Annotated in this window: 15 protein-coding genes; all 15 read right to left on the bottom strand. The window is 55.8% G+C overall.

What is annotated here, in order from left to right; genetic code table 11:
* Positions 1 to 13: 13 nt before the first annotated feature.
* The 15 genes from D7D48_RS03175 to D7D48_RS03105 all read right to left on the bottom strand — a co-directional run bounded on the left by D7D48_RS03175 (position 14) and on the right by D7D48_RS03105 (position 13,152).
* A complete protein-coding gene (locus D7D48_RS03175) occupies positions 14 to 805 on the bottom strand; it encodes a LysR family transcriptional regulator (protein WP_125229909.1) in 792 nt (263 codons plus the stop codon).
* A 10-nt stretch (positions 806 to 815) separates the two neighbouring features.
* Positions 816 to 1,226 (bottom strand): Co2+/Mg2+ efflux protein ApaG, encoded by a 411-nt coding sequence (gene apaG / locus D7D48_RS03170; RefSeq protein WP_245964320.1) that lies wholly within the window; start codon positions 1,224 to 1,226, stop codon positions 816 to 818.
* Positions 1,223 to 2,431, bottom strand: coding sequence for a trans-sulfuration enzyme family protein (locus D7D48_RS03165; RefSeq protein ID WP_125229908.1), 1,209 nt, complete (start codon positions 2,429 to 2,431; stop codon positions 1,223 to 1,225). Before D7D48_RS03165 ends, apaG begins: the two co-directional genes overlap by 4 nt.
* A gap of 27 nt (positions 2,432 to 2,458) precedes the next feature.
* Positions 2,459 to 3,505 (bottom strand): 3-isopropylmalate dehydrogenase, encoded by a 1,047-nt coding sequence (gene leuB, locus D7D48_RS03160; RefSeq protein WP_125229907.1) that lies wholly within the window; start codon positions 3,503 to 3,505, stop codon positions 2,459 to 2,461.
* Positions 3,506 to 3,625: 120 nt separating this feature from the next.
* Positions 3,626 to 4,216 carry a DNA repair protein RecO gene (gene recO / locus D7D48_RS03155; RefSeq protein ID WP_125229906.1) on the bottom strand — a complete coding sequence of 197 codons (591 nt, stop codon included), beginning with the start codon at positions 4,214 to 4,216 and terminating at the stop codon, positions 3,626 to 3,628.
* A 37-nt stretch (positions 4,217 to 4,253) separates the two neighbouring features.
* The gene (locus tag D7D48_RS03150) at positions 4,254 to 4,565 is read right to left on the bottom strand and encodes a hypothetical protein (RefSeq protein WP_125229905.1); all 312 of its coding nucleotides are present in this window, start codon (positions 4,563 to 4,565) and stop codon (positions 4,254 to 4,256) included.
* 69 nt (positions 4,566 to 4,634) lie between these two features.
* Positions 4,635 to 6,578 carry an excinuclease ABC subunit UvrC gene (uvrC, locus tag D7D48_RS03145; RefSeq protein ID WP_125229904.1) on the bottom strand — a complete coding sequence of 648 codons (1,944 nt, stop codon included), beginning with the start codon at positions 6,576 to 6,578 and terminating at the stop codon, positions 4,635 to 4,637.
* A gap of 90 nt (positions 6,579 to 6,668) precedes the next feature.
* Entirely contained in the window at positions 6,669 to 7,283 is a 615-nt protein-coding gene (locus D7D48_RS03140) for a F0F1 ATP synthase subunit B family protein (protein WP_125229903.1), read from the bottom strand.
* A complete protein-coding gene (locus tag D7D48_RS03135; protein WP_125229902.1) occupies positions 7,276 to 7,770 on the bottom strand; it encodes a F0F1 ATP synthase subunit B family protein in 495 nt (164 codons plus the stop codon). Before D7D48_RS03135 ends, D7D48_RS03140 begins: the two co-directional genes overlap by 8 nt.
* 58 nt (positions 7,771 to 7,828) lie before the next feature.
* Positions 7,829 to 8,056, bottom strand: a complete 228-nt coding sequence (locus D7D48_RS03130; protein WP_125229901.1) for a F0F1 ATP synthase subunit C — start codon at positions 8,054 to 8,056, stop codon at positions 7,829 to 7,831.
* A 41-nt stretch (positions 8,057 to 8,097) separates the two neighbouring features.
* Entirely contained in the window at positions 8,098 to 8,853 is a 756-nt protein-coding gene (locus D7D48_RS03125; protein ID WP_185739813.1) for a F0F1 ATP synthase subunit A, read from the bottom strand.
* A 67-nt stretch (positions 8,854 to 8,920) separates the two neighbouring features.
* Positions 8,921 to 9,286 (bottom strand): AtpZ/AtpI family protein, encoded by a 366-nt coding sequence (locus D7D48_RS03120; protein ID WP_425452515.1) that lies wholly within the window; start codon positions 9,284 to 9,286, stop codon positions 8,921 to 8,923.
* Between the two features lie 131 nt (positions 9,287 to 9,417).
* Positions 9,418 to 9,810 (bottom strand): YdbL family probable chaperone protein, encoded by a 393-nt coding sequence (locus D7D48_RS03115; protein ID WP_125229899.1) that lies wholly within the window; start codon positions 9,808 to 9,810, stop codon positions 9,418 to 9,420.
* Positions 9,810 to 9,983: a YnbE family lipoprotein gene (locus D7D48_RS03110; protein ID WP_245964319.1), complete on the bottom strand. Its 174-nt coding sequence runs from the start codon at positions 9,981 to 9,983 to the stop codon at positions 9,810 to 9,812. The genes D7D48_RS03115 and D7D48_RS03110 overlap by 1 nt, the downstream gene beginning before the upstream one ends.
* 91 nt (positions 9,984 to 10,074) lie before the next feature.
* Positions 10,075 to 13,152, bottom strand: a complete 3,078-nt coding sequence (locus tag D7D48_RS03105) for an intermembrane phospholipid transport protein YdbH family protein (protein WP_125229897.1) — start codon at positions 13,150 to 13,152, stop codon at positions 10,075 to 10,077.
* Positions 13,153 to 13,229: the final 77 nt, after the last annotated feature.

Below are 13,229 nucleotides of genomic sequence, written 5' to 3'. Positions count from 1 at the left end.
CGCTGCTGTAATTCTACGCTGTCAAAGCCTCAACCAGCGCCTTTACCTTCTTCTGCCGCCATTGTGGCAAGGGGGCAACTAGCCAATAAGCGTCATCGCTTTCCTTCGCATTATCGACGGCACGGACTTTCCCGCTGGCGATGTCGGCTTCGGCCAAGATGAGCGGAACGGTTGCACGGCCCAGCCCAATCGCAGCGGCGTCAATAGCAAGGCCGGCATCGGCCAAGCGCAGAGCAGCTACGCCGTCGGCCACAGGACAATTAGGCCAGCTGATTGGCGTGTCCGCACCGCCCTCTGGTGCAGCAACAGTCACATAAGCGCCCGCCGCAAGCCGGATGCCTTCATTCTCCCCAGGCCCAGTGGTCAGACGAATGGCGAGATCGAGATTGGCCTCGGTAAAGTCAACATCTTCGTCGGCCGCGACCAATGTAAACCGCGTATCGGGGTTTGCCTTGCTAAAGGTCGCCAGCCGCGCCGCAAGCCATTTGGCGGTGAAGTCACGCGGCGCAGCAATGGTTAGCGCATTGGACGATTGCCCCGCCTGCATCGCGCGGACCGATTCTTCAAATTGCAGAAACCCGGCGCGTAAGGCATCAAGGCCGTTTGCCGCTTCGTCGGTTAGCTCAAGCCCCTTGGGCGTGCGGCGAAACAGCACAACACCCAACATTTCCTCCAGCGCGCGGATTTGCTGACCTACTGCAGCAGGCGTTACGGCGAGTTCATCCGCAGCCTTCGTAAAGCTTAAATGCCGTGCCGCCGCGTCGAGGACACGCAGACCGTTTAAAGGCAAATGCGTACGTTTCATGCGCCTAAACTCATCGCGCTGTGGCTGGTGCCACCAGAGTAAAGCAGGGGATCTCCGCCAGAAAGGTCGATCCATCCTCCCGCACAAAGCGATATTGCCCTTCCATCGTGCCACTCGGCGTTGGCAAAGGGCAGCCGGAGACATAATCATGGCTTTCGCCGGGGCGGAGCACAGGTTGTTCGCCAACCACGCCGTCGCCATCGACATGGTTAATCATGCCGCGACCATCGGTGATCCGCCAATGCCGCGTCATCAATTGCACAGGCTCGTCTCCGCCATTTTCGATGCGAATATGGTAAGACCAGAACCAGCGTCCTTGCGCGGGGACGGATTGTTCCACCAAAAAATTTGGTGAGACGCGCACAGTGATACCTTCCGTTGTCGCGCTCACCGCGAAGAAGGAATCCAATATGCTGGTCACAAACCTGCCGCCTTTAGCGCTTGATCCAGATCTTCAATGAGGTCAGCGGGGTCTTCTAAGCCGACATTGATGCGGATCATGCCTTCGCCGACGCCCATCGCTTCGCGGGCTTCAGGCCCCATGCCATGATGGGTGGAGGAGGCCGGGTGACACATCAAGCTGCGCGCATCGCCAATGTTGTTGGAAATGTCGATCAACTGCAGTCCGTTGAGCAAAGCGTGCGCTTGTTTGCGGCCACCATCGACTTCAAATGCAAAGATTGGCCCGCAGGCTTTCATCTGCTGCATCGCAAGTGCGTGTTGCGGATGGCTTTCGAGACCGGGATGCATGATGTGCGGCACGCGGCTTTCCAAGAATTTGCCAACCGCCAACGCGTTCTCTGACTGCCGCACGGCGCGCAATTCCAAGGTCTCAAGTCCCTTATGCACAACCCATGCGTTAAATGGCGACAAATTCGGCCCCGTGTTGCGCTGAAACGGCAACAAAACTTCATCCATCCATTTTTGCGAACCGCAGACGGCGCCCGCCAAAACGCGGCCCTGCCCGTCCATCAATTTCGTCGCGCTGTAGGCAACAACGTCGGCGCCAAAGTCCATCGGCCGCTGCAAAACGCTGGTGGCAAAGGCGTTGTCGACCACAGTCGTAATGCCATGTTCTTTCGCAAGGCCACAAACATAGGCCATGTCGACAATATCCATCGTCGGGTTTGCCGGCGTTTCAAAGAAGAACACTTTGGTATTTGGCTGAATCGCGGCCTTCCACGCGTCATTGTCGCGGCTATCGATAGTGGTTGTGCTGATACCCCATTTGGGCAGCAAATTGTCGGTCAGCCAACGGCATGACCCGAACGCCGCACGCGCGGCGACGACATGATCCCCCATTTGCAACTGGCACAATAACGCCGTGGTTATTGCGGCCATGCCCGTGGCTTGGGCACGGCACGCTTCCGCCCCTTCCATCAACGCAATGCGTTCTTCGAGCATTTGTACTGTCGGGTTTTGCAACCGCGAATAGGTCATCCCATCCTGTTCACCCGCAAAGCGCGCAGCGACGGTTTCAGCATCGTCATAGGTAAAGCCCGACGACAGGAACAATGCCTCCGACGTTTCGCCATGCTCGCTGCGCCAAGTGCCGCCACGCACCGCTTGGGTGGCGGGACGCCAATGCCGAGTAATTTCGCGATTCTGGCCTGTTGTTTTCTTCATAAGTTCGCTTTTCGGGGAGAGCAGGGTTCAGGTCAAGGCAGCAAGCACGGCATCGCCCATTTCACGGGTAGAATGCGTACCACCGAGGTCCGGCGAACGTGCGCCGCCAGATAGTGCTTTCGCAACGGCCGCTTCAATCCGGTCCGCTTGCTCTGGCAAGCCCAGCGAGTAACGCAGCATCATTGCCGCCGACAATATAGTAGCAAGCGGGTTGGCTTTACCTTGCCCCGCAATGTCGGGCGCGCTGCCGTGGATGGGCTCATATAAGCCCTTTTGCGCGGCATCCAAGGATGCGCTGGGCAACATACCGATAGAGCCAGCGCACATGCTCGCTTGGTCGGATAAAATGTCGCCGAACAAATTGCCTGTCACGATCACGTCAAACTGGCCGGGGTTGCGCACCAATTGCATCGCGCAATTGTCGACATACATATGGCTCAGCGCGACTTCGGGATATTCGGCATGGGTTTCGATCACGACGTCGCGCCACAATTGCGACGTTTCAAGCACATTGGCCTTGTCCACCGAGCATAATTTCTTGTCCCGTGCCATCGCGGTTTCAAAACCGACGCGCGCAATACGACGGACCTCATCCTCATCATAAGACATGATGTCATAGCCCTCGCGCTTGCCAGTGGCGGTTTTGCGCATACCCTTTTCGCCAAAATAGACATCGCCATTGAGTTCGCGGACGATGACCATGTCTATTTGTGACGCAACTTCAGGACGCAGCGCGCTGGCATCAGCCAGTTCGGGAAAAAGCGTCGCAGGGCGCAAATTCGCAAACAAGGACAGTTCCTTGCGCAGGCCCAATATCGCCTGTTCTGGTCGCAAATGACGTTCTAGCGCATCGCAATCCGGATCGCCGACCGCGCCAAACAAAATCGCATCCGCGCGCTTGGCAAGCGCCAGCGTGTCCGCCGGCAAAGGATGTCCGGTCGCCTTATACGCCGCACCACCAACCAGCGCTTCTTCAAAGACCAGCCCGTCGATGGCGAGCGCATCCAAAACGCGGCGGGCTTGCGTGATGACTTCGGGGCCAATTCCGTCCCCGGGTAACAAGGCAACTAACATTCGACCTGTCCTTCAATTTTTGCATCCGTTCAGCATGACGATACTGAAATGGCAGGCTTTCCCCTGCCAATGGCCGCGCGCTTATGCAACTATGTTCGCACAAAACCGATTGTACGGCCGTCACATCACCGCACGCTTCAACCGCTCCACGAGGCGTTCGCGTGCCGCCATAACGTCGGCGCGGCGGTCGCCGAGGACATGCGCGACGAGCCGCTTGCGGGTCTGCGCCATCATCGCCACCGGCGCGCTGTCGCTATCATGTTCTTCGGCATAACCAAGTTCAGCCAGCAACAATGTTTCATATTGCGCCACGGCCCCTGCCCACACCCGCGCCGCCGGTGCAAGCTCAATCGCGGATAATAAGCCGTCCGCCGCGCTATGGATACGCGGATAGGCGATGCCTTCCGCCAATGTTGCAGCGGTAAGTGCGGTGACCCAATCAATCGCGGCAGTCGCCAAGGGTTCGCTGAGTAAATGTGCGCGGCTATGCACAGGTTCGGGTGTCAAGCGCGCCAATTGTCCAGTGATACGCGTGCGCCATTCACCCTTGATCACATTGCCTGGAATAAGGACCGGGCGCAATTGCCGTCCCCGCGCGCCCGCGACATAGCCCGCGAGCATGCCGTACTCCGCAGTGAAGCCGCGGACAATGGCGCCCGTTTCACCATGGTTGCGGACCGCGCAGATGATGGCAGATGCCGAAATGTCCATGTGCCCTCATGCCAAGACTGCGGCGAGAGGGGAAGCTCTATCCTGCGTCTGTACTGACCATAAATAAGGTCACACCGGCATATTTTTCAGCGGTGGGTTCGAACGCGGCATCAATTTCAAATGGCTGGTCCGTTAGTTGCAGGTCGTTGAGCCCAGATAAATGAAAGGCACCCAGCTTCTTATCGCGGCGAGCCACGCCATGTTTTTCCAATATTACGGCATCGGTGAACACGGCACTGTGCTTGGAATACAGAACATGCGGGGCCAACTTCATCGGCACATTATTATACACCAAGGTGACACATTTTTTGAGCGCGATAGCTTCCAGAAGCAGTTGATTATTCGTCATCACATGTCTCTATCGCACCCGCTTCGCCATGCAATCAAAATAGCGGGCCGCATTCCGCCAGGGCGGGCATTAGCCATTGCTATGGAAATAATCATAGACCGTTTGTGCGACGGCGGCGGACACGCCGGGCGCTTTTTGCAAGTCTTCAAGGCTGGCATTACGCACGGCGCGGGCGGTACCGAAATGCATCAACAGCGCCTTTTTGCGCGATGGGCCAATGCCCGGAACTTCGTCAAGCGGGCTGACGGTAATAGCCTTGCTGCGCTTTGCGCGGTGCGCGCCAATGGCAAAGCGGTGCGCCTCATCGCGTAGCCGCTGCAAATAAAACATGACGGGCGCATTGACGGGCAAGGTAAATTCGCGGCCATCGGGGAAGTGGAACGTCTCACGGCCCGCATGGCGATCGGGGCCTTTGGACACACCGATAAAAGCGACATCCTCCACACCCAATTCACGTACGATTTGCATGACGGCGCTCATTTGCCCCTTGCCACCGTCGATCAGGACCAGGTCGGGCCAGTTTTCATCGCGTTCCTGTTCGCCTTCCTCAGCCATCAACCGTCCAAAGCGCCGCGCCATCACTTCGCGCATCATGGCAAAGTCATCACCCGGCGCTGTGTCCGGGTTTTTGATGTTGAACTTGCGATACTGACCTTTGATGAAGCCTTCTGCCCCCGCCACGATCATTGCACCCAGCGCGTTAGTCCCCTGAATATGGCTGTTGTCATAGACTTCGATCCGGCGCGGCGGTTCGGGCAATTCGAACAGGTCAGCCACTTCTTGCAGCAATTTACCCTGTGTGGTGCTCTCTGCCAGCTTACGGTCAAGCGCTTCCTCGGCGTTACGCGTGGCTTGTTTGACTAAACGAACACGGTCGCCGCGTTGCGGCATGCTGATTTCGATCTTGCGTTCCGCACGTTCGGATAAAGCTTGGGCCAACAAATCGGCCTCGGTCAGCTGCCGATCAAGGAAAATGGACTTAGCAGGCGGTACATCCTCATAAAATTGCGCGAGGAAGCTAGTAAACACCTCATCCTCGCTCATTTCAGCAACATGCGCAGGGAAGAAAGATCGATGCCCCCAATTTTGCCCGCCGCGTATGAAAAACGCCTGAATGCCCATCACCCCATTGCGATGCGCCAGCGCAAAAATGTCCGCATCGCCCACGCCTTCGGCGTTGATCGCTTGCGACCCTTGAATGAAGGTCAGCGCGCGAAGCCGGTCGCGCACCATGGCGGCGCGCTCGAAATCAAGCACTTCAGCCGCAGCCTCCATCTCCTTAGCCAGCTTGGCCTGCACATTGGAGGATTTGCCATCGAGGAAGGATTTGGCGTCCGCAACAAGGCCATCATATGACGCATCATCAATCCGCCCGACACAAGGCGCGGAGCAGCGCTTAATTTGGTACAGCAAACAAGGCCGGTCACGATTGTTAAAGAAGCTGTCGGTGCAACTGCGTAACAAAAACAGTTTTTGCAGCGCATTCAGCGTTTGGTTGACGGAACCAGCACTGGCGAACGGGCCGTAATATTGCCCCTTATGCCGCCGCGCGCCGCGATGTTTTTGAATACGCGGAAATTTATGGTCGGCGCGTAACAGGATGAAGGGAAAGCTTTTATCGTCGCGCAGCAACACATTGTAAGCGGGGCGATATCGCTTAATCAGCTGTGCCTCCAGCAACAGTGCTTCAGCCTCGCTATTGGTGGTGACGATGGTCATGGACCGCGTCAATGCGACCATCCGGCGCAAGCGATTGGGCAGCCGGTCAATCTGCACATAATTGCCGACGCGATTCTTTAAGGCGCGCGCCTTACCAACATAAAGCACATCGCCCCGCGCATCATGCATGCGATATACGCCGGGTTTGAGTGGAAGGGTCTTCAATACATTACGGATGGCAGCAATGCCGGTGTCAAAATCCGGCGTATCCGCACCACGCACAGCGTAAGTCGCCTTTTCCTCGCTAAAGCGGGAGGCCGCATTGGGTTGGTCGGGGCGGTCAGCTTTGGACATATTGCCTGCCATGTAGGCAACGTCTTAACACTACACAATGTCATTCCCACGCACGCAGGCGCGAGAATGGCAAAGATATAAAAGCTTATCTTAGTTTAGAGACGCAATCGACTGATCGATTAACGCAGCATCGGCCTTTGCATCATGATGCGCAGCGATAAGTTGCGCTGCAGCGGCCGCCGCAGCGGTGGCAGCTGTCTTGCGCACATCGGCAATTGCGGCGCGCTCGGCGGCTGCAATTTTATCTTCCGCAGCTTGCGCACGACGGCCAATCAACGCGGTGGCGTCGGACTTAGCGCGCGAAATGATAAGCTTCGCTTCTTCTTCGGCCGAAGCCTTCATCGCTTCGGCATCAATCGCGGCTTGCTTCGCCTTGGCTTCATATTCAGCCTTGATAGCTTCCGCTTCGGCCCGCAAAGCGGTCGCCTGATCCAATTGCGCACGGATGCCAGCAATCTGGTTGTCCAGCGCGCCTGCAATCATCGCAGGGACTTTTTTCCAAAGTGCCAAGGCGATCACTGCGAGCATCGCCAATGCGACGAGCATGGATGCATCAAAGCCGAGCGCCGATGGCGTAACATGTTCTTCAGCGCCAGCATGCGCTTCGGTTGTGGCATGTGCTTCAGCATCTGGAGTAGCAATGGCAGCGGCGTCTGGTGCAGGCGCGGTTGCGGTTGCTTCGGTTACTATTGCTGGATTAGCCATTGGTCATTACCGCCTTCACTGCTTTTGCGGCTTGCGCAGATGTGATCTTGGCACCGGAAACCTTGGCAACGATATCAGCTGCGGCTTCTGCTGCCACAGTTTCGATACCCGATAAAGCCTTGGCGGTTGCCTTGGCCAATTCGGCGTCAGCAGCGGCAATCTTTGCACTGATTTCTGCATCAGCCTTCGCCAGACGCACATCGGCGTCCTTTGCGGCTTTCGTCTTGGCAGCGGTGGACTTGGCTTGCGCCGCAGTCCGCGCCGCTGCCAAATCAGCAGCACCGCTGTCACCCAGATTATTAGCCTCTGCCCGTGCATGTTCGGCAGCAGCAAGGTCGTCCGCAATCTTGCGATCGCGTGCGTCCATCGTTGCTTCTACCTTTGGCAACATTACACGGCCGACCGTAAAATAGATCAAGCCGAATACAATCAACAGCCAAAAAAACTGCGATGCATAGGTTTCAAGGATCTGACTAATCTGGGGCATATTATCCGTTCGTCCTTATGAAAGAAGGCCCCGGCATAGTGCCGGGGCGAACCGTCAGTTAGGCAACGAAGATCAGGATCATCGCGATAACGAACGCGAGCAGACCAAGAAGTTCCACGGCGGCGAAGCCGATGAACAGACGGCCCTGTTGGCTGTCGGCTGCTGCAGGGTTACGCAATGCGCCCTGAAGGAACGAGCTAAAAACGTTACCAACACCGCCAGCGGCGATACCGGCACCAATTGCTGCCAAACCGGCACCGATCATTTGGGCTGCTTCTGCGTCCATGATAAAAACTCCTGTTGAAAAATAAACTTAGTGGTTGAAAATTAGTGCAAATTGACGGCGTCGTTGATGTACAGCGACGTCAAAAGCGCGAAAACATACGCCTGAATGGCACATACGAGCAGTTCAAGCAAAGTGATGCCAATCATCAGCAAAAATGCAGGGAAGCTGACGATCAGGGGAACCCATGCGGCCTCAGCGTTCAGGCCATTGATCACAAATCCTGCAAGCACCTTCATCATGATATGCCCCGCCGTCATGGCGACGAACAAACGCAGCGCAAGGCTGAAGGGACGGATCATGAAGGAGAAAAGTTCGATGACCGGAATTAGCCACAACAGCCACCATGGTGTGCCATGCGGCACAAACAGACTGAAGAAATGCAGACCATGCTTCCAAAAGCCAACGACCAATACGGTGCCAAAACTGAACAATGCCAGCACAGCGGTTACCGTCAGATGACTTGTAATGGTAAAAGGATGCACGCCGGGGACAATACCAAAGGGCATCATGCCCATGAAGTTCGCCATCAGGATGAACATGAACAACGAGAACACCAAGGGCACATATTTCTTGCCCTCAGGACCGACATTTGCGGTCAGCATGTTGTTGATGAAGCCGGTTGCCCCTTCGACGGCCATTTGCCAGCGGCCAGGGACCATTTCACGCTTCATTCCGCCCGCCATGAACAGCCACAAAGCGCCCAAGACAAGCACCATGAACAACGAAGAGTTGGTGAAGGAGACGTCATAACCGCCAAGCTGAAGCTGCGCGAGCGGCTCAATCTTGAACTGGTACATCGGATCGATTTTGCCGCTTTCGCCTGCCACGTTCACTACCCTGTTATATACACGTCAAGCGCCCAGATTAGTCCGGACGCTCAGCTGAAATCTTAATGATATTCCTGAAGGCGACCGCGATGCCCAAAAACATGCACGTCAACAGGAGCGCAGGTGCGATACCCAGAAGGCGGTCCAACAACCAGCCAACCAAAGCACCACCAGCCGGACCCGCAATCAGCTCTGTCAAAACCCTATTCCCTTGCCGCATTCCTTTGGCCGGAACCTGATCTTTACCAGCGCGAACTGCTTCGGCTTTCCGTGCCGCTTTCAGCTGCAAATCCAACGAATCGAGCCGAGCGTCACTTATGCCGTCATTGTCCTGCCCGGGATTATTTGAATTCATGTGATTCCAGCCTTTCTTAACAAGGGAAACCACCTCGAAATCGGGCAAACCCCGCCTAGGCACGGGCGCTTTAGGAGAGCCCCCGCGCCAAGTCAACAGCGCGCCTGCAAGATTGTTGCGACGCAATAGAAAAGGCCGCGGCATCTCTGCCACGGCCCATTCAAACTATTTTAGCGACATTACTGCGGACAACGCGGATCCAACTCAGGTGCACTGCCGTCACGGGTTTTCCATATGCCTGATGGGGTTTGGTATTTTTCACCTGCTACAGTGCGCTCTACAATTAAGCGGCACCCTGTACGCAACGCCATTTCCTCGACTGTTGCGCCATTTGCCAGCGCCTCTTTTGAATAGACGGCCTTACGCTTAATGTTGATATCCTCCACCAAAGCGCGAACCGACGACGAGGGTGGAACAACAAAGCCCAAATAACCGTCTGATTTTTCGCCTACTAAGCCGCTTTCCCGGGCACTTTGATAGGCAGGTTCCCGTCCCGACTGAAAGGCCGTTGCGCTTGTTGCGGTAGCACCCAATAAAAAGGCCGCGATGATCATTTCAACAGAATTTCTCATCAAAACACTCCTGGATTTTCTTGAATCACTTTTTCGGAAGCCGCGGCCAGCTTATACAATATTTCCTGCCGGATCGCGATGTTGAGGTTGATGACGATTGGCTTGTCCGGCGCCGTGACCTGCACGCATCCCGTTAGAACCGACGCCATCAGGGGCGTGCACAAGAATATCATTTTTCTCATATAGCAGCGAATCGCATTGTCCGTGCGGTTCGTCAATTGATCGCAACATTGCGCCATATTCGCTTTCCCTTTGCTGAATGGTTTATTCATATGATGTTTCTTCTTTGGTTTCTGCAGGCTCCGGTTTCGTACCCTGCCTTTTCTGCGCATCGAGCAAAAATTGCAGATCACGTTCCGCCGCATAATTGGCGTCATAAAGCCCACGGATAGAGCCGATAAGTTTCAGGAATTCGGCTGTCACACTGACGTTAAATTTAATTGGGACACGCGCCAGTTGCCGGGTGATGAAGTTACGCTTGGCTAATGCACCCTGTTGCACACCGGTAAAGCTGATGTCTGTGACGATTTCTCCGCCCAAGTCACCTTCGACACCAATAGTTAACGTGGAATAGCGGATTGAGCGCAAGGCGTTGAAGGCGTAATTGGCGAACCTACCCATATCTTCATAGGCAAGCTCACCCAGATAGCTTACCTCCCCGCCGCCAGATCGCGACACGAGAGCGCCACCCACAATACGGCCGCCATCTTGATTGAACACCATCGGCAAAACCCCATCAAAAACGCCAGTCACACGCAGATTTTGGAAATCATATCCGGCTAACAGCTTCTCCGCATCCATACCAATGACGCGAAAGGTTAGGCGACGTTCGGACTCAACGCCGAAATCAAGGATCGTTGGCTCAAGGATCAGTTCGCCGCCCGCAAATGGCCAGCGCCCCGATTCAATTGCGACCTGCCGATTAGGCAGCAATCGGTAGCTGATCGATCCGCCCAGTGCAGGAATGCCTGGGTTAACCGACCCCAAAGTTGCGATTTGGCCAGATACGGTTTCTAGCCCCAAAAGGTCGGAAAATAGGATGTCGGTGGTTAATTCTTCGACAGGGCCAAAAGCGGCAGCCAAATTCATATCGCGCGTGGACACCCGGCCAGTGCTGCGTACCCCTGCCCCGTCCCATTCAATCCGGCCATCGCCTGATACGCTGCCATCAACATTGGCGGCCACGCCCAAAACCAGCGGCGTCAGCAAGTAAGGTTGAAAGCTTTCATTAAAGCGCAGTCCATCAACAGCAAGCAAGGCGCGCCCACTGCTGTTGCCCAAATCATGCCGGATATCGACATCCGACACACGGGTGCCAGTGGTGGGTTCAACCAAAGCCCCGCTTGCACTAATGACATTGTTTTCAAACGTGAGCAGCATATCAGGAACAAGCATTGGCTTAAACCGGTCGACTTGCTCGGCGTCCAAAACATTCAGCCGTGCGTTAAAGGTCAAAGTCTCGGCGAGATAACGCCATTCGCCCGATGCTTGGTCCATAAGCAGCGGTACATTACCAATCAGCCCTGCCCCGCCGGTCAAAGTGCCAGATGCCCCGCCTTGGCCAAATGCGCCATCAATGCTGGCGATGTTGAAAATAGAGCGCGCATCGGGTTGCCCCAGTTCGACGACCACATCCTTGGCCGCGAAACCATCGGTGAAGCTAAACCGCACATGCGTGCCACGCGCGGCAAGGGGGGCACTACCTAGCGTGCCCAAAACATTTAACCCTGTGACATTGGTCGCAAAGCGGACATTGCCGTCACGCAAGCGCAGCATTGGACGTCCCGCGTCGGGGCATAAGCGTAGCGACTGGCCCCGCAAGGCTAAGCTCGATAGGCGCAAGGCGTTAAAGCGGACATTTTGGCAGCCATCATACAGATGAAAGGCGCCTGCATCATAACGCCCCGATATTGGCATATTCAGGCCAGTAGCGAACCCGCCGGGCAAAGGTCCGGACATCCGCACCTGCCCGGCAAAGCGCCACGCCCCATGCGGGGCAATGTTAAAAGCAAACTTTGGTAACGATAGGCTTGCCCCAGATGAAGCATAAGGTGCAATGACAAGGTTACCCAACCAAGCTTGCCCCGATTGCACGAGGCGGAGGGTAATGGCGGGGACATGGGGTCCAGACAGCACAAATTGCATAGGCCCGTCCAGTCGCCAGCCCGTCACAGTTCCAGTCACCCCAAATGAACCATTTTGCCGCAGGCGGACGCCCGAAGCACTGGTAAAAGAGAGGTCGGCAATGCGGGCCCCGCTGCGGCCTTGAAAATCCTGATAGGCATCAAAACCAAGCCGCGCGGAGAATTGATCGCCAGCGCGTTCCAAAACGGGTGTCATGCGCGCGACGATTGGGCCAATGGGCGTATCCTTGGTTTGTGCTGCCAAGTCGCGCAAACCTGTAATGGTGCCACGATCCATTGCCGCATTGCCGATCGACATTGCGCCTCGCGCTGACACAAGCATACTGCCTTTGGAACGGGCCAATTTGCCATCCACCGATAGTTTCCCAGATATGCGTCGCACCTGAACTTGCGATAGGTTGATCGCGTCTGCCGCATAGGCGATGTTGCCGTCCCACGCGTCAAGGCGTTCAGATAGCTTGAGATTGGTATCGAAACGCGGCGCGATAAGCGCCACGCCAGAACTGCGGCACTTTACATTGGTGAAAGTGATTGGCCCAACCAAGCGCGGCTCGCGCCATTCCAGCATCAGCTTTCCATCAAATTTCATATCCGCCGCTGTGCATCCCGCAGCCGCGATACTGGCAGAACGCATAGAGAGATTGCTCGTAAATCGGTTACGGAGCAGGCCGCTGCCATTAAGGTCTGCATCAATTATGCCCCAAGAAGTGTCCATCCGCGCCCGCGCATTTGTGATGGTTAGAGCAATGTCGGGCCATTCAAAGGGCTCGGCAGACTGAGTGTCTGTAAATTTATCGAGTGCGCCAAAGGACAATTTGCCGTCCACATAACGCCCACGCAGCATGACACCATCCGCGCGGACGTCGCGCACCTCTGCACCCGAGAAGTTCAGGGCCATATCAATTTCGACCAGCTTCGCGGTCAAGTCGGGGCGTGCAGGATCGCCGATGACAAGGTCGCGAATACGCTGGGTACGGAACCCAATAGTATCGATTTTGTAACTTGCCTGGATACCGCGCTCTACAAACGCATTTTGCACAAAATAGTCGGCAATATAGTTACGCTGAGCCCATGCAAACAGCAGCAACAGCGCGAGCATGATGCCGACGCCACCGAAAATACGCCGCTTCCACCATGCGCCTCTATTGGGGTGCATATCGACATCGCCCGTTGGTGTTTCGTTGGCAGGTCCCTGCATGTGACCCAAATGCGGGAAAGGTCGACGGGTTGCAACGCCATTCGCTTTATGCCGCTTGCGCCGAATGCAAAAATCAC

The organism is Sphingorhabdus wooponensis (assembly GCF_003933235.1).
Taxonomy (GTDB): Bacteria; Pseudomonadota; Alphaproteobacteria; order Sphingomonadales; family Sphingomonadaceae; genus Sphingorhabdus_B; species Sphingorhabdus_B wooponensis.
The sequence above is the reverse complement of the archived record's forward strand: the minus strand, read 5'-3'. Positions and strand labels throughout refer to the sequence as shown.

Bases quoted from the DNA above. Each gene is read 5' to 3' on its own strand.
- D7D48_RS03135 (WP_125229902.1), bottom strand. From the start codon at position 7,770: ATGCCCCAGATTAGTCAGATCCTTGAAACCTATGCATCGCAGTTTTTT.
- leuB (WP_125229907.1), bottom strand. From the start codon at position 3,505: ATGTTAGTTGCCTTGTTACCCGGGGACGGAATTGGCCCCGAAGTCATC.
- uvrC (WP_125229904.1), bottom strand. From the start codon at position 6,578: ATGTCCAAAGCTGACCGCCCCGACCAACCCAATGCGGCCTCCCGCTTT.
- D7D48_RS03105 (WP_125229897.1), bottom strand. From the start codon at position 13,152: ATGCAGGGACCTGCCAACGAAACACCAACGGGCGATGTCGATATGCAC.
- D7D48_RS03150 (WP_125229905.1), bottom strand. From the start codon at position 4,565: ATGACGAATAATCAACTGCTTCTGGAAGCTATCGCGCTCAAAAAATGT.
- D7D48_RS03165 (WP_125229908.1), bottom strand. From the start codon at position 2,431: ATGAAGAAAACAACAGGCCAGAATCGCGAAATTACTCGGCATTGGCGT.
- D7D48_RS03110 (WP_245964319.1), bottom strand. From the start codon at position 9,983: ATGATATTCTTGTGCACGCCCCTGATGGCGTCGGTTCTAACGGGATGC.
- D7D48_RS03115 (WP_125229899.1), bottom strand. From the start codon at position 9,810: ATGAGAAATTCTGTTGAAATGATCATCGCGGCCTTTTTATTGGGTGCT.
- D7D48_RS03175 (WP_125229909.1), bottom strand. From the start codon at position 805: ATGAAACGTACGCATTTGCCTTTAAACGGTCTGCGTGTCCTCGACGCG.
- D7D48_RS03125 (WP_185739813.1), bottom strand. From the start codon at position 8,853: ATGTACCAGTTCAAGATTGAGCCGCTCGCGCAGCTTCAGCTTGGCGGT.
- recO (WP_125229906.1), bottom strand. From the start codon at position 4,216: ATGGACATTTCGGCATCTGCCATCATCTGCGCGGTCCGCAACCATGGT.
- D7D48_RS03140 (WP_125229903.1), bottom strand. From the start codon at position 7,283: ATGGCTAATCCAGCAATAGTAACCGAAGCAACCGCAACCGCGCCTGCA.
- D7D48_RS03130 (WP_125229901.1), bottom strand. From the start codon at position 8,056: ATGGACGCAGAAGCAGCCCAAATGATCGGTGCCGGTTTGGCAGCAATT.